This is a genomic window from Nocardioides humi, from assembly GCF_006494775.1.
Lineage (GTDB): Bacteria > Actinomycetota > Actinomycetes > Propionibacteriales > Nocardioidaceae > Nocardioides > Nocardioides humi.
Genome location: NZ_CP041146.1, coordinates 2,646,836 through 2,670,373, shown reverse-complemented (window position 1 = coordinate 2,670,373; position 23,538 = coordinate 2,646,836). Strand labels below are relative to the sequence as shown.

Annotated in this window: 22 protein-coding genes and 1 pseudogene; 10 read left to right on the top strand and 13 right to left on the bottom strand. The window is 72.1% G+C overall.

Features of this window, described 5'->3' with window-relative positions; all coding sequences use genetic code 11:
• The first annotated feature begins 108 nt into the window (after nucleotides 1-108).
• From FIV44_RS13015 to FIV44_RS30460, 3 genes are read left to right on the top strand one after another with little or no spacing between them, the layout of a single operon-like run.
• Nucleotides 109-885: a vWA domain-containing protein gene (locus FIV44_RS13015; RefSeq protein ID WP_219996431.1), complete on the top strand. Its 777-nt coding sequence runs from the start codon at nucleotides 109-111 to the stop codon at nucleotides 883-885.
• Nucleotides 886-929: 44 nt separating this feature from the next.
• Nucleotides 930-1,811, top strand: coding sequence for an FAD-dependent oxidoreductase (locus FIV44_RS13010; protein ID WP_181411151.1), 882 nt, complete (start codon nucleotides 930-932; stop codon nucleotides 1,809-1,811).
• Nucleotides 1,739-2,026 carry an FAD-dependent oxidoreductase gene (locus tag FIV44_RS30460; RefSeq protein ID WP_181411150.1) on the top strand — a complete coding sequence of 96 codons (288 nt, stop codon included), beginning with the start codon at nucleotides 1,739-1,741 and terminating at the stop codon, nucleotides 2,024-2,026. The genes FIV44_RS13010 and FIV44_RS30460 overlap by 73 nt, the downstream gene beginning before the upstream one ends.
• 24 nt (nucleotides 2,027-2,050) lie before the next feature.
• Here FIV44_RS30460 and FIV44_RS13005 read toward each other — a convergent pair whose 3' ends face one another.
• The 3 genes from FIV44_RS13005 to FIV44_RS12995 form a co-directional block, all read right to left on the bottom strand.
• A complete protein-coding gene (locus FIV44_RS13005; RefSeq protein ID WP_141004809.1) occupies nucleotides 2,051-2,632 on the bottom strand; it encodes a hypothetical protein in 582 nt (193 codons plus the stop codon).
• Nucleotides 2,633-2,754: 122 nt separating this feature from the next.
• Nucleotides 2,755-6,276, bottom strand: a complete 3,522-nt coding sequence (locus FIV44_RS13000) for an indolepyruvate ferredoxin oxidoreductase family protein (protein ID WP_141004808.1) — start codon at nucleotides 6,274-6,276, stop codon at nucleotides 2,755-2,757.
• The gene (locus tag FIV44_RS12995; RefSeq protein ID WP_141004807.1) at nucleotides 6,273-7,373 is read right to left on the bottom strand and encodes a Glu/Leu/Phe/Val dehydrogenase dimerization domain-containing protein; all 1,101 of its coding nucleotides are present in this window, start codon (nucleotides 7,371-7,373) and stop codon (nucleotides 6,273-6,275) included. The genes FIV44_RS13000 and FIV44_RS12995 overlap by 4 nt, the downstream gene beginning before the upstream one ends.
• 132 nt (nucleotides 7,374-7,505) lie before the next feature.
• Between FIV44_RS12995 and FIV44_RS12990 the strand changes: the two genes are divergently transcribed.
• Nucleotides 7,506-7,955 (top strand): Lrp/AsnC family transcriptional regulator, encoded by a 450-nt coding sequence (locus tag FIV44_RS12990; protein WP_141004806.1) that lies wholly within the window; start codon nucleotides 7,506-7,508, stop codon nucleotides 7,953-7,955.
• Between the two features lie 180 nt (nucleotides 7,956-8,135).
• Here the strand turns inward: FIV44_RS12990 and FIV44_RS12985 are convergent, their stop codons facing one another.
• Genes FIV44_RS12985 through FIV44_RS12960 form a run of 6 tightly spaced genes read right to left on the bottom strand, consistent with a single transcriptional unit; the run spans nucleotide 8,136 to nucleotide 12,461 of the window.
• On the bottom strand, nucleotides 8,136-8,510 hold the full coding sequence (locus FIV44_RS12985; RefSeq protein WP_141004805.1) for a TOBE domain-containing protein: 375 nt from the start codon (nucleotides 8,508-8,510) through the stop codon (nucleotides 8,136-8,138).
• Between the two features lie 4 nt (nucleotides 8,511-8,514).
• Complete coding sequence (locus FIV44_RS12980) at nucleotides 8,515-9,378, bottom strand: arylamine N-acetyltransferase family protein (protein WP_141004804.1); 864 nt, start codon at nucleotides 9,376-9,378, stop codon at nucleotides 8,515-8,517.
• 18 nt (nucleotides 9,379-9,396) lie between these two features.
• The gene (locus tag FIV44_RS12975) at nucleotides 9,397-9,852 is read right to left on the bottom strand and encodes a type II toxin-antitoxin system VapC family toxin (protein WP_141004803.1); all 456 of its coding nucleotides are present in this window, start codon (nucleotides 9,850-9,852) and stop codon (nucleotides 9,397-9,399) included.
• Entirely contained in the window at nucleotides 9,852-10,124 is a 273-nt protein-coding gene (locus tag FIV44_RS12970) for a type II toxin-antitoxin system Phd/YefM family antitoxin (RefSeq protein ID WP_181411149.1), read from the bottom strand. The genes FIV44_RS12975 and FIV44_RS12970 overlap by 1 nt, the downstream gene beginning before the upstream one ends.
• Nucleotides 10,125-10,170: 46 nt before the next feature.
• Nucleotides 10,171-10,920 carry an SDR family NAD(P)-dependent oxidoreductase gene (locus FIV44_RS12965; protein ID WP_141004801.1) on the bottom strand — a complete coding sequence of 250 codons (750 nt, stop codon included), beginning with the start codon at nucleotides 10,918-10,920 and terminating at the stop codon, nucleotides 10,171-10,173.
• A complete protein-coding gene (locus tag FIV44_RS12960) occupies nucleotides 10,917-12,461 on the bottom strand; it encodes a FadD3 family acyl-CoA ligase (protein ID WP_141004800.1) in 1,545 nt (514 codons plus the stop codon). The genes FIV44_RS12965 and FIV44_RS12960 overlap by 4 nt, the downstream gene beginning before the upstream one ends.
• Here FIV44_RS12960 and FIV44_RS33565 point away from each other — a divergent pair.
• Nucleotides 12,373-12,699: pseudogene (locus FIV44_RS33565) on the top strand (TetR/AcrR family transcriptional regulator); the annotation flags it as partial. The gene FIV44_RS12960 and the pseudogene FIV44_RS33565 sit on opposite strands and share 89 nt — an antisense overlap.
• A 146-nt stretch (nucleotides 12,700-12,845) precedes the next feature.
• Entirely contained in the window at nucleotides 12,846-13,172 is a 327-nt protein-coding gene (locus tag FIV44_RS31345) for a TetR-type transcription factor C-terminal domain-containing protein (protein ID WP_219996430.1), read from the top strand.
• Here the strand turns inward: FIV44_RS31345 and FIV44_RS12950 are convergent.
• Both FIV44_RS12950 and FIV44_RS12945 read right to left on the bottom strand, forming a co-directional pair.
• Nucleotides 13,162-15,774: a bifunctional FO biosynthesis protein CofGH gene (locus FIV44_RS12950; RefSeq protein WP_141004799.1), complete on the bottom strand. Its 2,613-nt coding sequence runs from the start codon at nucleotides 15,772-15,774 to the stop codon at nucleotides 13,162-13,164. The genes FIV44_RS31345 and FIV44_RS12950 overlap by 11 nt on opposite strands.
• Nucleotides 15,761-16,234, bottom strand: a complete 474-nt coding sequence (locus tag FIV44_RS12945; RefSeq protein ID WP_141004798.1) for a nuclear transport factor 2 family protein — start codon at nucleotides 16,232-16,234, stop codon at nucleotides 15,761-15,763. Before FIV44_RS12945 ends, FIV44_RS12950 begins: the two co-directional genes overlap by 14 nt.
• Before the next feature lie 353 nt (nucleotides 16,235-16,587).
• Between FIV44_RS12945 and FIV44_RS12940 the strand changes: the two genes are divergently transcribed.
• A complete protein-coding gene (locus FIV44_RS12940; RefSeq protein WP_219996110.1) occupies nucleotides 16,588-17,823 on the top strand; it encodes an IS110 family RNA-guided transposase in 1,236 nt (411 codons plus the stop codon).
• 24 nt (nucleotides 17,824-17,847) lie between these two features.
• Here the strand turns inward: FIV44_RS12940 and FIV44_RS12935 are convergent, their stop codons facing one another.
• Nucleotides 17,848-18,891 carry a TIGR03617 family F420-dependent LLM class oxidoreductase gene (locus FIV44_RS12935; RefSeq protein ID WP_141004797.1) on the bottom strand — a complete coding sequence of 348 codons (1,044 nt, stop codon included), beginning with the start codon at nucleotides 18,889-18,891 and terminating at the stop codon, nucleotides 17,848-17,850.
• Entirely contained in the window at nucleotides 18,888-20,072 is a 1,185-nt protein-coding gene (locus FIV44_RS12930) for an acyl-CoA dehydrogenase family protein (RefSeq protein ID WP_181411148.1), read from the bottom strand. The genes FIV44_RS12935 and FIV44_RS12930 overlap by 4 nt, the downstream gene beginning before the upstream one ends.
• Nucleotides 20,073-20,201: 129 nt before the next feature.
• On the opposite strand from FIV44_RS12930, the gene FIV44_RS12925 reads away from it, so the two are divergent.
• From FIV44_RS12925 to FIV44_RS12915, 3 genes are all read left to right on the top strand, one after another.
• A complete protein-coding gene (locus FIV44_RS12925; protein WP_141004795.1) occupies nucleotides 20,202-21,584 on the top strand; it encodes a hydroxymethylglutaryl-CoA synthase family protein in 1,383 nt (460 codons plus the stop codon).
• A complete protein-coding gene (locus tag FIV44_RS12920; protein ID WP_141004794.1) occupies nucleotides 21,584-22,771 on the top strand; it encodes an acetyl-CoA acetyltransferase in 1,188 nt (395 codons plus the stop codon). Before FIV44_RS12925 ends, FIV44_RS12920 begins: the two co-directional genes overlap by 1 nt.
• Before the next feature lie 100 nt (nucleotides 22,772-22,871).
• Nucleotides 22,872-23,477 (top strand): TetR/AcrR family transcriptional regulator, encoded by a 606-nt coding sequence (locus FIV44_RS12915; RefSeq protein ID WP_141004793.1) that lies wholly within the window; start codon nucleotides 22,872-22,874, stop codon nucleotides 23,475-23,477.
• Nucleotides 23,478-23,538: the final 61 nt, after the last annotated feature.

Sequence of the window (23,538 nt, the reverse complement as noted above, 5' to 3'; positions counted from 1 at the left end):
ATTCACGAGCCCCCGTCGCGCGCCGGTGGCGCTGGTGGGAGCAGCTCACCCTTACGTCGCGGCGGTCGACGCGGACCAGCCACGCAGGAGGGCGGGGGCACGGGTGGGGTGACGACGGACGACGTCGGTGAGCTGCGCTCCGCCGACGTCGAGGCGGCCGTCGACACCGAGGTGGTCCGTCGCGCACGCGAGATCGCGGCCCGACTGTCACTGTCCAGGCCGACGCACGGACGCACCGAGCTCAGGGGCGCGGGGCTCCTGCGGAGCGTGCGCTACTCCGGGTCGTCCGACGAGATCGACATCGAGGCCACCCTCGATCGTCTGGTGGAGTCCGCCCGGATGAGCGACCGCGACATCATCGTCCGCGAGCGGCGCCAGAACCGGCGCTCGATCGTACTGGCCGTCGACGTCTCCGGATCGATGAGCGGCGAACGTGCCCAGACCGCCGCGGCGACGATCGGGGCGACCGTCGGCCGACTCAGCGACGATGCAGTGGGCGTCCTGGCCTTCTGGTCCGATGCGTCGGTGCTCGTCCCTCTCGGCGACCCATCCTCCCCCGAGGTCGTGCTGGACCTACTCCTGCAGCTGCCGTCCCGCGGCTTGACGAACATCGAGTTCCCGCTCCGTGCGGCCTTGTCCCAGCTGGAGCGAGTACCGGCACGGGACGCGCGAGTGCTGCTGCTCTCCGACTGCGTGCACAACGCCGGACCGGATCCGCGAAGCGTGGCGAGCCGGCTCCCTCGTCTCGACGTCCTCCTCGACACGTCGGGTGAGCACGACGTCGACCTGGCCCGGGACCTCGCGGAGCTCGGCCGCGGACGATTCGCGTCCGCCGCGACCTATCGCGACGTCGCTCCCGCCATGTCGCGGCTCTTCGGACCGTGACCCGTCGCCTCAGACGCATCAGGCCGATCGACGACGAGACTGCAGTGAGCGCTGCGGAAGTCCCGGTCACGGGAGCAGAAGGTTCGCGACAGGGACATCGTGCTCCTCGAGCGGAACGATGTCCTGGGGGACGCCTGAAGTCCGCGCGGCGCGGCGACTACTGGCTCAACTTCGGCGCGCACCTGTTCCCCGCCGACGGTGCGCCGTCCCAGGCCCGCCGGCTCATCGAGGAGCTCGGCCTCGAGACCGTCGACGTACCCGGCTCGAAGACGGCGATGGCGATGGGCGGCAGGGTCCACACGAACCGCCGGGCGGAGACCTACCCCTTCACGCTGCCGTTGTCGGCCCGCGAGCGGATCCAGCTCGTCCGGGCCGGGCTGATCGTGCGCACCAAGGTGATGTCGTTCCTGGCGGAGGGCCGCCGGCGGCCGGGGGAGCCGGAGGCCGCCCGCCGTGCGCGGATGGCGCGCTTCGAGAGGCACCGCACGTTCGCCGAGCTGCTCGGCCCCCTCCCGCAGCCGGTCGACGCCATCTTCCGTACGGCGTCGCGGCGCGTCCCCGCCGAGATGGAGGAGCTGTCCGCGGCGGCCGGGATCTCGATCTTCGCCGGCAACTGGGCAGGCAAGGCCAGCGGGTCGCCGGTCAACCTCCTGGGTGGCTCGGGCGGGCTGGGCGAGGCCGTGCTCCGGCGCCTGGGCGAGCGGGTGACGCTCGGCGCGACCGTCTCGTCCGTCGAATCCGCCGGCGAGGGCGTCGTCGTCCACTACGAGACGGCCGACGGCGCGTCGAGCATGACGGCCCGCCACGTGATCGTCGCGACTCCGGCGCCTCGCTCGCGCGCGAGCTGCTGCCGTTGCCCGAGGAGGAGATCGAGCGACGGTTCCGGGCGGACCTGTGCCGGCTCTATCCGCAGCTGGCGTCCCTGATCGCGGAGACGGCGGTCCAGAAGTGGGAGCACGGGAACTGGTACCAGACGCCGAGCAGCGACTTCGACGCCGTCCTGAGGTACGCCGAGTCGCCGGCGAGCACGGTGCACCTCGCCGGCGACTACTTCGCCCCCGTCAGCGGCTCCGTCGAGGACGCTGCCACCTCGGGCGTCACGACGGCCCGCCGGGTCGCAGCCGCCCTCCAGGGGCGCTGACCCGACGGGCCGGTCGTCGTACTCTCACCGCAGGATCGGGAACCTGCGGACGAGCTCCGTGCGGGCCCAGACCCGGCCGAGGCCCCAGGTGTCACCGGCGAGGGTGAGGGCGAGGACGACCAGGGTGACGGCGCCGAGGACGTGGTCGTCGAGGACCGGGTTGTTCTCGAGGGGCCACGAGGCGACCCACATCAGGCCGTACAGCGCGGCGCCGGTGATCGCGGCGAGCCGGATGCCGCCGCCGAGGGTCAGGGCGAGGCCGATGCCGAGCAGGCCGAGCATGAAGAGCCAGTCGGCCCAGGCGTCCCCGGCGATCGAGGTGAACGCCCCGTGGAACGGGTTGTCGGGGGAGACGCCGAAGTTCAGGAACCCGAAGGTGGGGCTGCCGCCGTTGATCCAGGCGGCGTCTCCGAAGCGGTCGACGACGCCGGTCTCGGCGTTGGTGCCGGTGGCGTAGCCGAGGGCCAGCAGCTTGTCGAAGAAGGCCCACAGGAAGGTGAGGCCGAAGCCGATGCGCAGGACGGCGAGGCCCTGGCGGGCGGCGGAGTGGGTGACGACGTCCTGTTCGACGAGGACGGCGCCGCGAGTGGTCGAGGTGGCGGACATCGATTCTCCTGGCTGGATGGGGTCTTGCTCTGTGCCTCCAGCCTCGTCCCGGCGCCCGCTGACCACTACGGTCCAAAGTCCCGGGCGGGGTGGGACGCTGTTCCCCTCAGCGCCGACCAGGCTCAGCGCACCGTCGCCGGTGGCGTGACGCCGAGCTCGCGGAGCGCGGCGGCGTACTGCTCGACGTTGCGCAGCTTGACCGTCTCGTAGCCGCGGATCAGGTCCGGCAGCTCGGCGAGCCGCACCGCGCGGTCGTACGTCGAGGGGTCGAGGTCGGCGGCCAGGTCGGTCACCATCGCGCGGTAGTGGTCGCGCAGGTCCCGCTCCACCTTGCGCAGGTGGGCGTAGCCGAACACGTCGGCGCGGGTGCCGCGCAGCGACTTCATCCGGGCCAGGGCGCGCAGCGTGCCGTGCGACCGCGGGCCGAACGAGATCTTCTTGGTCCGGCCCATCGCGCGCAGGACGGGCGGGTGCAGGTTGAAGGAGATCGTGCCGCCGGGGAAGGACTCGCCGGCGGAGGCGAGGAACGCCGGGTCGGTGAGGAGGCGGGCGACCTCGTACTCGTCCTTGTACGCCGTCAGCTTGAACAGGTTGCGGGCGACGGCCTCGCTGAGCCGGGTCTCGGTGACAACCGCGCGCTCGGCCGCCGCGACCCGCGCGACGACGTCGACGTACGCGTCGGCGAGCCGCTCGTCCTGGTAGCCGACGAGGTCGGTCGCTCGCTGTTCGACCAGGCGCCGCACCTCACCCTCGAGACCGGACGCGGCGACCGAGGCGGGCACGGGGATCGCGCGGACGGGAGCGGCCGAGGCCGTCGGGGCGGACGCCGCGCCGGCGGCCCGGAAGGCGGCCGGATCGGCGACGGCGACGCGCCCCCAGCGGAAGGCGGCGACATTGGCCGCGACGGCGGTGCCGTTGATGCCGATCGCCTCCTCGACGGCGGCGGCCGGCAGCCGGAGCGCGCCCGTCTGGTACGCCGCGCCGACGAGCAGGAAGTTCGCGGCGACGGTGTTGCCGAAGATCCGGTCCGCGGCCTCGAGCGCGTCGAAGTCGAACAGCTCGACGCTGGCCGTGCGGACCCGGTCGAGCAGGTCGGCCTCGTCGGGGTGCTGGACGGTGAGGTCGTGGACCATCGCGCCCGTGGGGGTGCGGCTGGTCGAGACCACGGTCCGGGTGGCGTCGGCGCTGCCGTAGGCGAGGTTGCGGTCCTCGGCGAGGGTGAGCAGGTCGAAGCCGAGGAAGCAGTCCGCGGACCCGGGGGTGAGCCGGTTGGCCGGCTCGAGGTCGCCGTCGGCGAAGCGCAGGTGGCCGGTGACCGGCCCCGCCTTCTGGCTCAGCCCGGTCTGGTCGAGCGACTCGACGGCGTACCCCGCCCGCAGCGCGGCGGTCGCGAGGACCTGGTTGACGGTCACGATGCCGGTGCCGCCGATGCCGGTCATGAAGACGTTCTGCGTGGCGGTGACCCGCTCCTCGGCACTGCTCGGAGCGACCGTCGGCGGCGCCGGGAAGGACGCACGCTTGCGGGCGGTCCTGCGCTTGGTACGACGCGAATCCCTCTTCGTCGTGGCCGGCTCCACGGTCACGAACGACGGGCAGTCGCCGTCGAGGCAGCTGTAGTCGGTGTTGCAGGAGGTCTGCTCGATCCGGGTCTTGCGGCCGTACTCGGTCTCCACCGGCTGCACCGACAGGCAGTTGCTCTTCACGCCGCAGTCGCCGCAGCCCTCGCAGACGGCCTCGTTGATGAGGACCCGCTTGGTCCGGGCGGGGAGGGTGCCGCGCTTGCGCTGGCGGCGGGCGTCGGCGGCGCAGTGCTGGTCGTAGATCAGCACGGTCACGCCGGGGATCTCGCGCAGCATCCGCTGCGCCTCGTCGAGCCGGTCGCGGTCCCAGAGCAGGGTGCCGGGTGCGAGATCGCGGCGGCGGTGCCGCTTCGGGTCGTCGGCGCAGACCACGATCCGCTGCACGCCCTCGGTGTGGAGCTTGCGGGTCAGCTGGGGCACGGAGAGCGCGCCCTCGGCGTCCTGGGCCCCGGTCATCGCGACGACGTCGTTGTAGAGCACCTTGTAGGTGATGTTCACGCCGGCCGCGATGCACGCCTGCACCGCGAGCTGCGCGGAGTGGAAGAAGGTGCCGTCGCCGACGTTCTGGAAGATGTGGCCGGCGTCGGTGAACCAGGCCTGGCCGATCCACTGCGCGCCCTCGCCGCCCATCTGGGTGACGCCGGTGACGGTGTCCTCGGGGCGGTCGGAGATGGTGACCATGGCGTGACAGCCGATGCCGCCGCCGCCCATCGAGCCCTCGGGGAGCACCGTGGACCGGTTGTGGGGGCATCCCGAGCAGAAGTACGCCGACCGGTTGACCGGCAGCAGCGGCAGCGAGGTGCGCGGGCGCTGGGGCGGCGCCACCGTCAGCCAGCCCTCCAGGGCGTGGCGCAGCGGCGCGAGCAGGCGGCCCGCGGTGAGCTCGCCGTCGGCCGGGATGAGCCGGAGCCCGGCGGCGTCCAGCTTGCCGAGGATCCGCGGCGCGCCCTCGGTGCCGTAGAGGAGGTCGCGGACCTGCATCTCCATGAAGGACGTCTTGTCCTCCACGACGAGGATCTCGTCGAGCCCCTCGGCGAACCGCCGGACGGCGGCGGGCTCGACCGGGCTCATCATCCCCATCCGCATCAGCCGGACGCCCGCCGCGGCCAGGGCGTCGTCGGTGACGCCGAGGTCGGTGAGCGCCTGGCGCAGGGAGTCGAAGCAGCTGCCGGACGCCATCAGGCCGAGCCGGGCGCCGGGAGCGTCGACCTCGACGACGTTGAGGCCGTTGCGGGCGGAGTAGTCGTGGACCAGGGCGGTGCGCGGTCCCACCAGCTCGGCCTCCGCGCCGACGATCATCGGCGGGCGCAGCACGATCGGGCTCTGCGTGTAGGCGTAGGAGTGGCCGTTCCAGTCGATCTCCGGCGCCACGGGCGCGACGTCGATGTCGGCGCCGTCGACCACCCACGCGCCGTCGGCCACGTCGGCGACGATCTTGAGCGCGACGACGCAGCCGGAGGTGCGCGACATCTCGATCGCGTGCAGCCCGAGCGTGACGATCTCGGTGGCGTTGCGGGGGAACAGCACGGGGATCCCGAGCGCGGCCAGGGAGCGCTCGCTCACGGCCGGCACCGTCGACGACTTCGACGCCGGGTCGTCGCCGACGAGCAGCACCGCGCCGCCGCGGCGGTTGACGCCGTACATGTTGGCGTGCCGCAGCGCGTCGGTCGCCCGGTCCACACCGGGGCCCTTGCCGTACCAGAAGCCGGTCACGCCGTCGTACGCGCTCGTGCCGAGCGGCAGGTCGATCTGGCTGCCCCACACGGCGGTGGCCGCGAGCTCCTCGTTGAGGCCGGGGACGAACCGGATGTCGTTCTCGTCCAGCACGTCCCGCATGTCGGCGAGCATCCGGTCGAGGCCGCCGAGCGGACTGCCCTGGTAGCCGGAGACGAAGGACGCGGTGCGCAGCCCGCGGCGGCGGTCGAGCGCGCGGTGCTCCACCAGCAGCCGCGCGATCGCCTGCACGCCGGTGAGCAGGGTCGGCGGTGCGGCCACACGGAAGCGGTCGTCGAGGTCGTACGGCGCCGGCGTGGTCTCGGTGGGGCGGTCGATCAGCTCGGTCATGCGCGGACCCCTTCGGCGTGGCGGGACGGGGCGGCGGCGAGCCGCTCCGCGACGATCTCCGCCGCCACCTCGCTCGGCAGCCGGTCGTCCTCGTCGGACCGGGCGAGGATCGCCCGGACGGTGGCGGCGATGCCGGCGACGTCGGCGCGGACCTCGTCGGCGGTGCGGTCCCCGATCTCGCCGGCCACCTGGATCAGGCCGCCGGCGTTGGCGACGTAGTCGGGCACCCAGGTGATGCCGCGGCGGTGCAGCAGCGGGGCGACGGAGGAGTCGAGCAGCTGGTTGTTGGCGGCGCCGCACACGATGCTCGCGCGGATCGCGTCCACCGAGCCCGGGCCGAGGGTCGCGCCGAGCGCGCACGGCGCGTAGACGTCGACCGGCGCGTCGAGCACGGAGTGCCGGATGGTCACCCGTGGGCGCTGCTCGAGCAGCCGCGCGAGCGCGTCGCCCGACGCGTCAGACACGACGACCTCGGCTCCCTCCTCCAGCAGCAGCGCCACCAGGTGCGAGCCGACCTTGCCGACCCCCTCGACGCCGACCCGCCGGCCGCGCAGGCCCTCGCCGCCCCACCGGTGCTCGGCGGTGGCCCGCATCGCGCTGAACACGCCGTACGCCGTCGAGAACCCGCTGTCGCCCGAGCCGCCGGTGCTGCCGACGACGTACCGGGTCGCGGTGGCGACGACGTCGAGGTCCTGCGCGGTGGTGCCCACGTCGGCGGCGGTGAGGTAGCGCCCGGAGAGCGAGTCGACGAAGCGGCCGTACGCCGCCAGCAGCGCCGGGGTCTTCACGGTCGCGGGGTCCCCGATGATGACCGCCTTGCCGCCGCCGAGCGCGATGCCGGCCGCGGCGGCCTTGTGCGTCATGCCCTGCGAGAGCCGGAGCACGTCGGTCAGCGCCTCCGCCTCGGAGGCGTAGGGGTGGAACCGGGTGCCGCCGAGAGCCGGGCCGAGCCGGGTGTCGTGGATCGCGATGATCGCGCGCAGGCCGGTGGCCTCGTCGCGGCAGAAGACGACCTGCTCGTGTCCCGCGGTCCCCAGCTCGTCGGTGCGGTCGAAGACCAGGTCGGCGGAGGCGACGGGCGCGGCGGTGAGGGTCATGCGCACGAGCCTGCGGCCCGGGTGCGCCGGGTCACAACCTCCGTCGTCGAGTTTGGCGACGATTCGCAATCGTCGTCGTGCTCGGGGCCGCTCCAGCGCAACAGAGAGGGAGTGCGGCATAGACTTCGTTGCGTGACCGATCAGGCGATCCTCGACGACACCGACCGCGCGATCCTCGACCTGCTGCGCGAGAACGCCCGGCGCCCGCTGCGCGAGATCGCTACCGCGGTCGGGCTCACCGTCGCGCCCGTCCAGCGGCGGATCGCGCGACTGGAGCGGGTCGGCGTGATCGAGCGCTACACCGTCCAGATCAACCACGGCCGGATCGCCACCGGCATCGAGGCGATGACCGAGCTGCAGTTCACCGACGACCTCGACCTCGCGCAGATCATGGAGTTCGTCGCCCAGATCCCCGAGGTCGAGGAGGTCCTCACCCTCGCCGGGGACCCCGACGCGCTGGTCCGGATCCGGGTCGAGGGCGTGGAGGACCTGCGCCGCGTCGTCAGCTCGCTGCGCTCCGGCGGCGCCGTCGCCAGCACGAAGACGCTCGTCGTGCTGGAGCAGTGGACCCGGTTCGGCTAGGGGCGTGTCTGGCAAATGCTGTCCGTCGCGAGCGTCGTCCGACGCGTGCGATGGCAAGGCGCCGATGCGAAGGCATACCGGGCGTCTGTCGGGCGTCGGCAACGCCGCCAGCGTGCGTGTCGGGCGGCGCGCAGCAGGACATGATTTGTCAGACGCGCCCTAGGACGTCGGCCGGGCGGGTCAGGCCTCGACGATGACGGTCGTGGACTTGATGACGGCGGTCGCGGGCTTGCCGATCTCGAGGCCGAGGTCGTCGGCGGCCTCGCGGCTCATCAGCGAGACGATCCGGTAGTCGCCGCAGGCCAGCTCGACCTTCGCCATCACGCCGTCGCGCTCGACGGACACGACGACGCCGGCCAGCCGGTTCCGGGCGCTGGAGGTGGTGGTGCGCCCGGCCAGTCGCGCGGTGAGTGCGGGCAGCTGGTCGGAGCGCAGCACGCGCTGGTTGTTCACGCGCTCGAACGCGATCCGGCCCTCGGCCTCCCAGCGGCGCAGGGTGTCGACACTGACGCCGACGGCCTGGGCGACCTCACCGATGCGTAGGTACTCCGGCACGCGCTCATCCTAGTGAGGCAGGACGGTCGAGCTCGGCCAACCGTGCGAGCAGGCGCCGCTCCTCCTCCGGCGTCAGGGGTACGGCGAGCGCGTGCAGCCAGTCGCGCAGCTCCCCGTCGGCGAGGTCGCGGTGCTCGGTCGGCGCGCCCGGTCGTCGTACCGTCAGCGTGGAGCCGGTGACCGTGACGTGGCGGCCGTCCTGGTGGCGGGTGAGCATCAGGCCGGTGCGGAAGTGCGAGGTCGGGAAGGTGCTCGTGTAGTGGTGCCCCATCACCACGTCGACCGGCAGCACGGGCAGCTCGTCGACGGTGTGGGTGTGCTCCCAGCCGCGCTCGCGCAGCCGCTGCAGGCCCCAGCCGTCGTCGGCGGTGCGGACCACCCGGTACGGCCAGCCGCGCTGGTCGCTCTCCGCACCGTCCGCGAGGGCCACCGGCCGGACCAGGCTCATCCCGAAGCCCGGGTCGCACAGCAGGCGCTCGCCGTCGAGGTGCACCTCGACCGTCATGTGGGTGCGGCCCTGCACGGTCCCCTCAGCGGGATCCCCGACCCGGCCGAGATGCCGGCGCACGTCGTACCCGAGGCGGTCGAGGGCGGCCGCGAACACGGTCGCGTGCTCGAAGCAGTAGCCGCCGCGCCCGCGGCCGACGAACTTCTCGTTGAGCGCGTCCAGGCCGACGCCGGGGTGCTGGTCGAGCAGGACGTCGATGTTGTCGAAGGTGAAGGCCCGCACGTGCGCCTCGTGCAGAGCGTCCAGCGCCGCGCGGCTCGGCGGGGCGGTCGGCGGGCCGGCGAGGTCGGGCAGGCCGAGGCGGTCGAGGTAGCCGGCCAGATCGAGCAGGTCGGTCCGCCAGACGTCGTCGTCCGTCATGGCTCGATCGTAGGCGGGTCAGCGGCTGCAGTACTTGACGTCCAGCGTGCGCTCGCGCTCGGCGAGCCAGTCGGCGAGATGCCCGTCGCCTTCGACCGCCGCCCGCAGCTGGTCGGCGAGGCGCTCGTCCATCGTGACCACGGTGTCGTCCGCGTCCAGCGCGGCCGCCGTGATCCAGCAGTCGTTGTGCGACACCTTGCGGCTCACGGCAGCACTCACGACGCCGAAGAGATGCGCCTGCTCGGAGGTCGCGGACAGCGGGACCACGGTCAGCTCTTCCGCGCCGAATCTCAGCGTGGCGCGCCGGCGCGTTCTCGTCGTCTCGTCGGGGGCCTCCAGGACGCCGCGTCCGAGCTCGCCCAGCGTCGCGGCGTGGATCGCGGGCACGGTGTCGCCGGCGGCGTCGAGCAGCCACTGCACCAGCTCCTCGCTCTGCAGCTCGACCCAGCCGATGACGGCCGAGGTGTCGAGCATCAACCCCACAACGCGTCGTCCTTCGCCTGCTGGGCCTCGAGGTCGGCCTGCTTGGAGTCGATCAGCTCCTCGAACGCGCCCGTGTCGCCGGTCGACAGGGCTGCGGCCTTCGCGACCAGGGCCTCGATCGGTCGCGCATCGTGCGTCGCGCGGATCTCTGCCACACGGCTCCCGCGGTTGGTCAGGTAGACCACGTCACCTGCACGCACCGCCTCGAGAACCCTCGAGGTGTGGTTCCTCAGCTCTCTGATGCCGAATTCGCGGACGGCCACGAGACGAATGTAGCACCTTGTTTCAAAAATGTGCTACGACCTGTCGTCAGATGCCGTAGCCGCCGTCGACGTCCAGCTTCTGGCCGGTGACGAACCCGGCTCGGTCGCTGGCGAGGAAGCCCACCGCCTCGGCGATGTCGGCCGCCGAGCCGAACCGCCGCAGGGGGATGTTGCCGCGCGCGACGTCGAGCGCGCGCTCGTCGAGGTCGCCGGAGCCGATCAGCCGCTCGGCCATGCCGTCGGTCAGCATCCCGGGGCCGACGCAGTTGACCCGGACCCCGAAGCGCCCCTCCTCCGCGGCCAGGCCGCGGGCCAGCGCCTCGACGGCGCCCTTGGGTCCGGCCGAGAGCCCGTCGCGGAGCGGGTAGCGGCTGGTGGCGGCGGTGGTGACGACCGTCAGCGAGCCGGAGGTACGACGCAGCGCGGGCAGCACCGCATGGACGAGGTTGAAGAACGCCACCACGTCCTGGTCGACCTGCTCGGCGAACTGCCGCGGCGAGACCCGGGAGAGGTGCACCATCGGCACGTGCGGCCCGGCCGCGTGCACGACCGTGCGGACGTCGCCGTGCTCGGCCGTCAGCGCATCCACGAGGGCCGCGACCGCGTCGGCGTCGGCGAGGTCGCAGGCGGCGGTGGCCCGCACCGCGGCGCCGAGCTCGGCGACCAGGGCGTCGGGCGGTGTACGACGGTGCAGCAGGAGGAGCCGGGCGCCGTCGCCGGCGAGGCGGCGGGCGACCGCCTGCCCGATGCCGCCGCTCGCGCCGGTGACCAGCGCGAGTCCCAGCCCCGCGCTCACCCGGCGGTCCGCAGGTCGGTCTTGAGCACCTTGCCGCTGGCGTTGCGGGGCAGCTCGGTGGCGAACACGACCTCTCGCGGGACCTTGAAGTTCGCGAGCCGCTCGCGCGCCCAGCCGATCAGCTCGTCGGCCGTCGCCGTCGTACCGGGACGCAGGACGACGTGGGCCCGGCCCACCGAGCCCATCCGCTCGTCGGGTACGCCGACCACGGCGCTCTCCATCACCGCCGGGTGGGCGGCCAGGGCGTTCTCGACCTCGGCCGGGTAGACGTTGAACCCGCCGACGATGAACATGTCCTTGATCCGGTCGGTGATCTTCAGGCAGCCGTGCTCGTCGAGCCGGCCCACGTCGCCGGTGTGCAGCCAGCCGTCGGGGTCGATCGCGGCGGCGGTGGCCTCGGGGTCCTCGAAGTAGCCGAGCATGACGTTGGCGCCGCGCAGCCAGACCTCGCCGTCCTCGCCGACGGGCCGGTCCGCGCCCGTCTCGTCGACGACGCGGACCTCGATCCCCGGGACCCCGGGGCCGGTGGTCTCGGCGATGTGGCGGGGGTCCTCGTTCGCGCGCGAACGGGTGGCGACGACGCACTCCGTCAGTCCGTAGGCCTGGGCGACCTCGTCGAACCCGAGCACGTCCTGCATCTGCTCGAACAGCGTCTCCGGCACGGTCGCCGCGCCCGCGATCGAGAAGCGCAGCGAGGACAGGTCGAACTCGGTGCGCCGCGGGTGGTTGATCAGGGTCGTGAAGATCGTGGGCGCGCCCGGCAGCACGGTGATCCCGGCGTCCTGGATGAGCCGCATCAGGCCCTCGGGGTCGAAGGTCAGCACCGGGTGGATCGTCGTACCGGCGGTCAGCGAGGCGATCGCACCGGCCTTGTAGCCGAAGCTGTGGAAGAACGGGTTCACGATCGCGTACCGGTCGGCCTCGCTCAGCCCCGCCCCCTCCGCCCACACCTCGGCGACCCCGATCGTCTGGGCGTGCGAGCTCATCACGCCCTTCGGGACTCCCGTCGTGCCGGAGGTGAAGAGGATGTCGGCGACCGTGTCGGGCGTGACCTCCGCGGCCAGCCGCTCGACCTCGGCGACGGGTACCTGCTCACCTCCGGCGAGGAAGTCCGCCCAGCCGCTGTCCAGGTCGACGATCTCGCGCAGGTGCGGCAGCTCGTCCGCGGGGGCCGCCTCGCGCAGCAGCGCCACGTAGTCGGTGCCGAGGAAGCCGTTCGCCACCACCAGCACCACCGCGCGCGAGCGCTCGAGCACGACCCTGGCCTCGTGTCCGCGGTACCTCGTGTTGAGGGGTACGACGGACGCGCCGATCTGCTGGGCGCCGAGCAGCGCGATGACGTACTCCACCCGGTTGGGCGCCCAGATCGCCACCCGGTCGCCCGGCTCGACCCCGAGCGCCCGGTAGCCGCGCGCGGCGGCCACGACGGCGTCGCGCAGCCCGGCGTAGGTGATGATGGTGGGCCCGTCGACGATCGCCGGGTGCTGCCCGTGGGTCGCCGCCGCCTGCTCCAGCAGGGCCGGCATGGTGGTGGATGTCATCGGGCGCCTTCCGATCGTCGCTCTACGAACCAAGTGCTTGTTAGGTATCGTAGGCCCGACAGCGGGAGAGGACCGAGGCATGGCCACCACCACGAAGGGCGACGCGGGCGCGGCGCGCAAGCGCGGCAACGCCACCGGGTCGGCCCGGCGCGCCCAGCTGCTCGCCATCGCCGCCGAGATGTTCGCCTCCCGCGGCTACACCCAGACCACGGTCCGCGACATCGCCGACGAGGCGGGCATCCTCTCGGGCAGCCTCTACCACCACTTCTCGTCCAAGGACGAGATGCTGACCGAGATCCTGCAGGAGTTCATGGGCAGCCTGCTCCGGGAGTTCCGGTCCATCGCGGAGGGGCCGACAGCCCGCGTACGGCGCTCGACGGCCTCGTGCGCAGCTCCTTCGAGATCATCCACCGCACCCCCCACGCCGTCGCGCTCTACCAGAACGAGGCCAACTTCCTCGGCAGCACCCCCGAGTTCGCCTTCGTCACCAAGGCCAGCCGCGAGGTCGAGCGGATCTGGCTCGACGTCCTCCGCGCCGGCGCGGAGTCCGGCGACTTCCGTCCCGAGCTCGACCCGACGACGACGTACCGCTTCATCCGCGACGGCGTCTGGTCCACCGTGCGCTGGTACAACCCGCGCGGCCGTCTCCAGCACGGCTCCCTCGCCGACCAGTACCTCGCGATGCTGGACGGCGGCCTGCTCAGCCGCTGAGCGGTCGGACCGGCGGCTCGCCGTAGAGGGTGGTGCGTTCGCGGACGGGTCGGTTGATGGCGTTGCCGATGTCGGTGAGCTCGGCGACGGTCTTGGCCGAGCCGTGCTGGGAGCCGGCCATGCGGGAGATGGTTTCTTCCATGAGGGTGCCGCCGAGGTCGTTGGCGCCGGCCTGCAGCATGGCTTGGGTGCCGTGGATGCCGAGTTTGACCCAGCTGGTCTGGATGTTGTCGATCCGCCCGTGGAGCAGGATCCGGGCGAGGGCGTGGACGGCGAGGTTGTCGCGGTGGGTGGGGCCGGGGCGGGCGACGCCGGCGAGGTAGATGGGTGCGGAGGTGTGCACGAACGGCAGCGGCACGAACTCGGTGAACCCGCTCGAGCCGTTCTCGCGTGCGGTGTCCTGGACGTGTTTGAGGACGCCCAGGTGTGCGACCCAGTGGCGGGGGTTGTCGACGTGGCCGTACATCATCGTGGACGTGGTGGGGATGCCGAGGCGGTGGGCGGTGGTGATGATCTCGATCCAGGTGCGGGCGGGGAGCTTGCCTTTGGTGAGGACCCAGCGGACTTCGTCGTCGAGGATCTCCGCGGCGGTGCCGGGCAGGGATCCGAGCCCGGCTTCGCGGGCTTTGATGAGGAAGTCCTCGATCGACAGGCCGGTGCGGGCGGTGCCGTTGACGATCTCCATGGGGGAGAAGGCGTGGACGTGGATGTCGGGGACGCGTTGTTTGACGGCGGCGGTGATGTCGAAGTACGCGGTCGCGGGGAGTTCGGGGTCGATGCCGCCTTGCATGCAGACCTCGGTGGCGCCCAGCTCCCAGGCCTCGTGGGCGCGGTCGGCGACCTCGGTGTAGGACAGGGTGTAGGCATCCGCATCGGTCTTGCGTTGCGCGAACGCGCAGAAGCGGCAGCCGACGTAGCAGACGTTGGTGAAGTTGATGTTGCGGTTGACGACGTAGGTGACCTGGTCGCCGACGGTCTCGCGGCGCAGGTCGTCGGCCAGGCGGACCACTTGGCGGAGTAGGTCGCCGTCGGCGGTCATCAACCTCAGCGCGTGCTCGTCGGAGAGGTTCCCGGGGTCGTGCTCGGCCGCCCGGAGCGCGTCGCGGCCCTCGGCGTGCAGCACCGCCGGAGCGCCCGTGACGGCAGCCGCCTCGCCGACGGCCGCCCAGTCGCCGTACACGGAGCCGAAGTCGCTGCGGCGGTCCTCGGTGCGTCCCCCGCCTGGTCCCTCGTCGTCGACCGCGGTGTGCAGGTCGGTCCGACCCCAGCTGTGACCGGACTCGAAGCCGCCGTCCGGTTCCTGCCAGGGCAGCCCGGTGGGCCGGACCTCGGGGATGGCGAGCCCGGCCATCGGTCCGTCCAGCCCGGCCAGTGCACGGACGTGGGCGTGCAGGCGGGGGTCGATCCAGGCCTCGCCGCGTTGGAGCGATCCGAGGACGTACTCGGGGTGCACGGTCAGCCGGGCGCGCAGCTCGAACCCGCATTGTTCGCTGATGGAGCGGAGCCGGTCGAGTGAGGGCCAGGGGCGTTCGGGGTTGACGTGGTCCGGGGTCAGCGGGGAGACGCCGCCCCAGTCGTCGACGCCGGCGTCGAGCAGGGCCCGGCATTCGGCTGCGCCCTCGGAGTGGTCCACGAGGTTGGGGGGTGCCTGGATCCGGGCCTTGGGGCCGAGGACGAGGCGGGTGACCGCGATCGCGGCCCGATACTGCGCGAGGTCCAGGTCGTCGACGTGGCGCATGGCGGTGTCGGGCTTGGCGCGGAAGTTCTGCACGATCACCTCTTGGACCGACCCGTAGGCCCGCGAGACCTTCCGGAGCGCGAAGATGGTCTCCGCGCGCTCGGTGAGGCTCTCGCCGATCCCGACCAGCAGCCCGGTGGTGAACGGGATGGAGTGCCGGCCGGCGTCCTCCAGGGTCCGCAGCCGCACCGCGGGGTCCTTGTCCGGGGACCCGTAGTGCGCCAGGCCCTTCGTCTCCCAGAGCCGGGTGGAGGTGGTCTCCAGCATCATCCCCATCGAGGCCGAGACCGGTTTGAGCCGGTTCAGCTCCTCCCACGACATCACCCCGGGGTTGAGGTGGGGCAGCAGCCCGGTCTCCTCCAGCACCCGGATCGCCATCGCGCGGACATAGGCCAGGGTGGAGTCGTAGCCCTGCTCGTCCAGCCACGCCCGCGCCTGCGGCCAGCGGTCCTCGGGCCGGTCGCCCAACGTGAACAAGGCCTCCAGACAGCCCAGCTCGGCGCCCTGGCGGGCGATGTCGAGGATCTCGTCCGGCGACAGGTACGGCGCCCGCCCCTCGCGTGCGGCCTGGGTAGGGGTTTCCACGAACGTGCAGTAATGACACCGGTCCCGACACAACCGGGTGATGGGGATGAACACCTTCGGCGAATAGGTCACCACACCCCGGCCATCCACCACCCGCCCGGCCGCGACCAGGCCCGCGTCACGCACCCGCGCCGCGGCCGCACACAACCGGTCCAACGACTCACCCGACGCGGCCAGCAACGCCGTCGCCTCGGCCACGTCCAACACCGCACCCCGCTCGGCGCGCGCAAGCGCCCGGCGAACCTGCTGAGGCGTGGGAAGGTCCCTAGCGTCCGGCACGGTCGTAGCGCTGGAACCGCTCGGGGATCTGCTCCGAGTCCGTCGTCTTGGTGCCGGCGACCCGGACCTTGCGGGCCCGGATCCGCCAGCGGTCGCCCTCGTCGACGAGCTCGTCCTCGTAGCAGCCCCACACGTGCAGGTGGAGGCCCTGGTCGGCGTTGTCGTGGAAGGCGTACACGTAGGCGATGGTCTGCGCGGTGCCGTCGCCCACCTGCAGGAAGCTGACCGTCGAGACGTGGTGGCTGGTCGCCGTGTAGCGGCCGGTCGCCGCCTCGAACAGGCCGCGCAGGCGCTCGCGCCCGGCGGTGACGTTGCCGTGGCCGTAGTCGAACGTCGCGTCCTCGGTGAACAGGTCGGCCAGCAGGTCGATGTCGCACCGGTCGACGCCGCGGCTGTAGGCGTGCAGCGTGTCGCTGATCTCGGCGCGGGCGACCAGGTCCTCGGCGGTCAGTCGGCTCACTGGACTACCTTCCTGACGTCATCGCTTCCAGATGAGGCGGTGATGCACCCCGGGTGCCGCCAGGTCACTGCCCTGCTCGCTTGACGCCAAGGACGTCCACGATGAGATCTGCAGGATCTGGTGGTTGCCCGGGACGTGTGGACCGTCGATAGGGCTGTGCGCCAAGACCGCTGCTGAGCATCAGCGTGGTCGCGAGCGCCGATCAGTGAGCGAACCGGCAGACACGTCCCGGCACCGTGAGATATCGCGACACCCGAAGAAATGGGTGCCTCCCCACTGATTGGAGCAGCGAGGAGGCTGACGTGAAGTCTGCCAGCAAAACCCCGACCGAATCCATGAGTAGCCAACGTTCTGTGACCCTGCCCGAGACCGCGCCCAACGACGTGACCGCGGGCATCGACTGGGCCCGTGACGACCACGCCGCCTGCATCGTCAACGGACGCGGCCGCAAGGTCGCCACCACGACGGTCGAGCACACCGCAAGCGGCCTGCGTGAACTGGTCGGCTTCCTGCGCCGTCACGGCGTCGACGAGGTCGCGATCGAACGACCCGACGGACCCGTCATCGACACACTGCTGGCCGCCGGGCTGAGCGTGGTGGTGATCTCCCCGAACCAGGTCAAGAACCTGCGCGGCCGCTACGGATCGGCCGGCAACAAGGACGACCGTTTCGACGCCTACGTCCTGGCCGACACCCTGCGCACCGACCGGACCCGACTGCGCCCACTGATCCCCGACCGCGACGACACGGTCGCGCTGCGACGCGCCTGCCGTGCCCGCAAAGACCTCGTCAAACACCGCGTCGCGGTCGCCAACCAGCTCCGTGCCCACCTGCGCAACGTCTTCCCAGGCGCCATCGGCCTCTTCCGCGACATCGACTCCGAGATCTCCTTGACGTTCCTGACCCGGTTCGACACCCAAGACCGCGCCGACTGGCTCACCCCCCAACGCCTCGGCGGCTGGCTGACCAAACAGGGCTACTCCGGACGCACCGACCCTGCCGTGCTGCACGCCCGGCTCCTGGACGCGCCCAGGGGCGCCACCGGCATCCACGCCACCACCCAGGCTGCGATCACCGCGAGCTACGTGACGCTGCTGCTGACTCTGGTCGAGCAGATCAAGATCCTCTCGACCCAGATCGACCGGCAGCTCGACGCACACACCGACGCGCACATCTTCACCAGCCTCCCCAAAGCCGGACGCGTCCGCGCCGCACGCCTCCTGGCCGAGATCGGCGACTGCCGAGCCAGATTCCCCACCCCCGAATCGCTGACCTGCCTGGCCGGCGCCGCACCCTCGACCCGCCAGTCCGGCAAACACCGAGCCGTCGGGTTCCGCTGGTCCTGCGACAAACAACTCCGCGACGCCGTGGTCGACTTCGCCGCCGACAGCAGACACGCCAACCCCTGGGCCGCCGACTACTACAACCGCGCCAGGGCACGAGGCCACGACCACGCCCACGCCGTACGCATCCTCGCCCGAGCCTGGCTCCACATCATCTGGCACTGCTGGCAAGACAACCTCGCCTACAACCCCGAAACCCACCGCGCACTCCAACGCGTCATCACCCAACAGAACAAAGCGGCTTGACATAGGGCTTCTCATCGGTCCACCTCAGGCGCCCGCGGCGCTGGTCGCAGGGACGGGGTCGTCGGCGAAGGCGGCGAGGATGGAGCGCAGCCGGTCGGGGTCCCCGGTGGGCCACCCGAAGTACGACGACACCCGGTCGACGCGGCCTCCGAACCGCTGCTTGCACAGGCCGGGCATCTCCTCGGGCGTGCCGACCAGCGCGATCTCGCCGAGGAGCCGCTCGTCGATCAGGTCGCCCATCTCGGCCCACTTGCCCTCGCGGGACAGGGTCTGCAGCTCGGGCTGGAGGTTCTCGTAGCCGACGCTCTCCAGGACCTTCGCGTAGGCGGGGGTCGAGGCGTAGAACGCGATCTGCTCCCGGGTGCGCCGCGCGACGTCGGCGATCTCCTCCTCGGTGTCGCCCATGACCAGGAAGAGCGGCACGTAGAGCTCGAGGGCGTCGCGCTCGCGACCGGAGGCGGCGAGACCGCGGTCGACGGCGGGCAGCGTCACCTGGTCGAGGTACGCCGTCGTGGTCATGCCGTGCAGCAGCAGGCCGTCGCACAGCTCCCCGCCGAGCTCGGTCATCCTGGCGCCGACAGCGGCGATCATCGTGGGGATCCGGTGCGTGTGGTGGTGCGGCGTGAACACCGGCGTCATCAGGGTGTGCTGGTAGTGCTCGCCGCGGTAGTCGAGGCGGGTGCCGTCGCGCCAGGAGGCGAAGATGGCGTCGAGGGCCAGGAGGAAGTCGCGCATCCGGTCCACCGGCGGGCTCCACTCCATGGAGAAGCGGCGCTCGATGTGGGCCTGGATCTGGCTCCCCAGACCGAGCACGAAGCGCCCGCCGGACATGGCGGCGAGGTCCCAGGAGAGATAGGCGACCGACATCGGGTTGCGGGCGAAGGCCACGGCGATCGCCGTGCCGACGGAGAGCCGCTCGGTGGTGAGCAGCGCGGCCTGGGACTGGAGGAAGGCGTCGGTGACGCTCTCGCTCGCCCAGACGCCGTCGAAGCCCTGGCTCTCGGCGTCCGCCGCGATCGGTCCGCAGCCGGCGGCGGAGGAGCCGATCATGCCCATGTCGATCTTCATCGTGCGTCCTTCGGTAGGTGGAGGACCCGTTCGCCGACGGCGTTCTTGAGGATCTCGTCGGTGCCTCCGCCGACGCGGAGGCCGGGCAGTCCGAGGGTGAGCTCGGACCAGGCGTAGGTGCCCCACGCCCCGGTGTCGGCGACGTGCCCGGCGCCGAGCACGTCGGCGGCGACGTCGCTCATCTGGCGCAGCAGGTCCGTCGTCAGCAGCTTGGTCATCGCCAGCTCGGGACCGGGGGTCCCGCCCCCGTCGAGGAAGCGGGCCGTGGTCAGCTGCGCGGCCCAGGCCCGCACCACCACGTCGGCGAGCTGGTCGCGGGTGCGGTCGTCGACCGGCTGCTGCACGTGGCGCGCGAGGTCGACGAGCCGGTCGACGAGGGCCGCGTCGACCCCGACCTCCCGGCCGATGGCGGAGCGCTCGTTGAGGAGCGAGGTCACCACGACGCTCCAGCCGCCGTCGACCTCGCCGACCCGGGCGCTGTCGGGGACGTGGACGTCGGTGAGGAACACCTCGTCGAACGACGCCCCGCCGGTCAGCTGGCGGATCGGCCGGATCTCGACGCCCGGCGCGCGCAGGTCGACCAGGAAGGTCGTCAGGCCGGCGTGCTTGGGCTTGTCGGCATCGGTGCGCGCGATGCAGAGGCCGAGGTCGCTGTAGTGCGCGCCCGAGCTCCACACCTTCTGGCCGTTGAGCCGCCAGCCCTCGCCGTCGCGCTCGGCGCGGGTGGACAGCCCGGCGAGGTCGGAGCCGGCGCCGGGCTCGCTGTAGAGCTGGCAGGCGATGATCTCGGCCGTGCGCAGGCGCCGGAGCAGGCGGGCGCGCTGCTCGTCGGTGCCGTGCTCGAGCAGGGTCGGGCACAGGGTGGAGGCGCTGAAGCGGAGATAGGCGTCGTCGGGGAGGTCGTGCTCCGCCTCGACCTCGCGCAGGACGTCCGCGTGCCGCGTGGTCAGGCCCGCGCCGCCGTACGCCGCCGGGCCCTCGACCCAGGCGAGCCCGTGGGCGTCGAGGTGGGCCCGGTAGCGCCGCAGCTCGGCGATCTCCTCGGCCTCGCCCTCGGAGCGCTCGGCGACGACCGAGACCCGGTCCTCGCCCTCGCCCCAGGCGTTCCCGGCGTCGGCCCGGCGGGGGGCGAAGGCGCCGATCACGTCGGTGGCGCGCTGCCGGAGATCCTGCTCACTCACGGTCGACATCGTCCTCCGATCGGGCTCCTCGGCGCGACGCACGGTTGCGTCGGTGGGGCGGCGTCCCTAAACTATCAAAGCAAGTGCTTGATTGAAAGTGTCTCCGGAGACGGGGCAGAAGGAGGTGCCGTGGCCGGCATCGAGTCATATGCCGTGTACCTGCCCGTGCCGCGCCTGGACCGCGCCGACGTGGCGCGTGTCATCGGGGGGCGGGGCAAGGGGGAGCGCCCCGTCGCGTCGTACGACGAGGACGCCACCACCATGGGCGTGGAGGCGGCCCGGGCCGCACTGCGCGGGACCGGCGGTGCCGACAGCCTGTGGTTCGCCACGACCCGCCCCGCCTACCTGGAGAAGTCCAACGCCGCGACCGTCGCCGCCGCGTCGGGGCTGCCGGCCGAGATCGCCGCGTACGACGTGTCCGGCGCGCTGCGCGGTGGCGCCGGCGCCCTGCGCGCGGGCCTGTCCGCCGGGACGTCCGTGGTCGTCGCGAGCGATGTCCGCTACGGGCTGCCCGGCTCCGCGGACGAGGCCGACGGCGCCGACGCCGCGGCCGCCCTCGTCGTCGGTCCCGACCCGGTCGCCGAGCTGGTCGGCACGGCCTCGCTGACGAGCGAGTTCCTGGACCGGTGGCGGATCCCCGGCGACGTCCGCACCCGGACCTGGGAGGAGCGCTTCGGTGTCGAGGAGTACGTCCCCCTCGTCGAGCGGGTCGTCGACGACGTCCTCGGCCGGTGCGAGCTCAAGCGCGAGCAGGTCGACCACGTCGTCATCAGCACCCCGCACTCCCGGGCCCGCGCCACCGCCCGGCGCGGGTTCGAGGCGGCGCAGCTCGCCGCCGTCGACACGGCCGGTCTCGGCTACGCGGGAGCGGCCGATCTCGCCGTCGGCCTGGCGCTCGCGCTGGACGCCGCCTCTCCCGGCGACCTGGTCCTGGCGGTGTCGGCGACCGACGGTGCCGACGCCTTCGTCTTCAGGGTCACCGAGAAGCACGCGACCGGCCGCCGCAGCGGCCTCGCGGACGCGGCCCCCGGACAGCCGGTGTCCTACGGCGACTTCCTCAACTGGCGCGGTCTGCTGCCGCGCGAGCCCGCCCGGCGCCCCGACGTCAAGCCGCCCGTGCCGCCTGCGTCCCGCCGTACTGCCGCCTGGAAGTTCGGCTTCGTGGCCGCGCAGTGCGGCTCCTGCGGGTACCGCAACCTGCCGCCGCGCCGGGTCTGCCTGCGCTGCTCGGCCACGGAGGGCTTCGAGCCGGTCTCGATGGTCGACGTGCCCGGACGGATCGCCACGTTCACCGACGACTGGCTCTCGGAGTCCGTCCAGCTGCCGGCGCGCGTCGTCGCCGTCGACTTCGACGGCGGCGGCCGCTTCGAGTGCGAGATGACCGACGCCGTCGGTCGCGAGATCGCGATCGGCGACCGGGTGACTCCGGCCTTCCGGCTGGCCAGCGTCGCCGGCAACGGGGTCAGGAACTACGTGTGGAAGGTGCGCCCGCACCTCGAGGAGGAGGACTGATGGGATCTCACGCCCTGACGACGCCGGTCGCCGTGGTCGGCATGGCCTGCACGAGCTTCGGCGAGCACTGGGACCGCAATGTCGACGACCTTCTCGTCGAGGCGACCCACGGGGCCCTCGGGTCGGCCGGCGGGCTCGGCGTGGGCGATGTCGACGCGTTCTGGCTCGGCTCGATGATCTCCGGCGTCTCCGGCCTGACCCTCACCCGGCCGCTCAATATCGCGCACAAGCCCGTCACCCGGGTCGAGAACATGTGCGCCACGGGCTCCGAGGCCTTCCGCAACGCCTGCTACGCCGTCTCGTCCGGCGCCTACGACGTCGTCATGGCGGTCGGCGGCGAGAAGCTCAAGGACGCGGGCTACTCCGGACTCGAGATGCCCAGCGTGCCCAACGACGGCACCCCGCCGGTGCTCAGCGCGCCCGCGATGTACTCGATGATCGTGCCCGCCTACGCGCGCCGCTACGGCGTGCCGGAGGAGCAGATCAAGGAGGCGATGACGCACATCGCCTGGAAGAACCACAGCAACGGTGCCCGGAACCCGCGTGCGCAGTTCCGCAAGGAGGTGCCGAAGGAGACCATCGCGGCCGCCCCCACGCTCGCGGGCCGGCTCAGCGTCTTCGACTGCTCCGGCGTCGCCGACGGCGCGGCCGCGGCCGTGATCGTCCGCGCCGAGGACGCGCTGAAGTACACCGACACGCCGCTCTACGTGCACGCGCTGGCGCTCGACGCCGGCTCGGGCACCGGGCGCAACGACAGCGACTACGACTACTCGGACCTCGCCGAGGCGGCGACGTCGGCGCGCACGGCGTACGCCCAGGCCGGGATCACCGACCCGGCCACCCAGATCTCGCTGGCCGAGGTGCACGACTGCTTCACCCCGACCGAGCTGGTCCTGATGGAGGAGCTCGGCTTCTCGGAGCGCGGCAAGGCGTGGCAGGACGTCCTCGACGGCCGCTACGACCGCGACGGGGCGCTCCCGGTCAACATCGACGGCGGCCTGAAGAGCTTCGGGCACCCCATCGGCGCGAGCGGGCTGCGGATGATCTACGAGATGTGGCTGCAGTTCCGGGGCGAGGCCGGCGACCGTCAGGTCGCGGACCCGCGGTTCGGCCTGGTGCAGAACCAGGGCGGCAGCCCGGGCGATCTCGTCAGCGCGGTCACCATCGTCTCCGACCGCCGACCGTGAGCCGGGCCGGCGTGGGCCGTCCGCGCGTGAGACGGTCGCCGGGGACGCCTTCCGTTAAGGTGTCCGAGCACGTGGACCGGTTGCAGAAAGGTAGCGCAGCGTGAGTACTACCCGTCGCCGCTCGACCGGCTCTCCCACGGGCGTGGCCCGCAAGGAGCTGATCATGCGGGCCGCGGCCAAGGTGTTCTCGGAGAAGGGCTTCTCCGCCGCGACCGTGCGTGACATCGCCGACGAGGCCGACATGCTCTCGGGGAGCCTCTACTACTACTTCGACTCCAAGGAGGCGATGGTCGAGGAGGTGCTCGTGGAGTACCTCGACGCCATGATCCGGGGGTACGACGTGGCCGTCTCCGAGGCGGAGGGCCCCGTCGACGCGCTGGAGCAGCTCGTGGCGCGCGCCCTGCGCGGACTGGTCGAGAACCGGCAGCACGTCACGATCCTGCAGAACGACTGGCACTACGTCGGCCCGATGAAGGGCATCGTCGAGCGCCAGCACCAGGTGGAGAAGGTGTGGCTGGAGACCATCCAGCAGGGCATCGACGCCGGGGCCATCCGCGGCGACATCGACGCCCGGATGATCTACCGGACCATCATGGGCGCGATCCAGGCGGTCATCCGCTGGTTCAACCCGCGCGGCCGGGTCGGCATCGACCGGGTCATCGAGGTGCAGACCGCGATCCTGCTCGACGGGATCCGCACGACCTGACGAGGGGCGCCGCCCGCCGGCGCTTCCTCGTCGGCATTGAATAGCAAGCGCTTGCTCTACA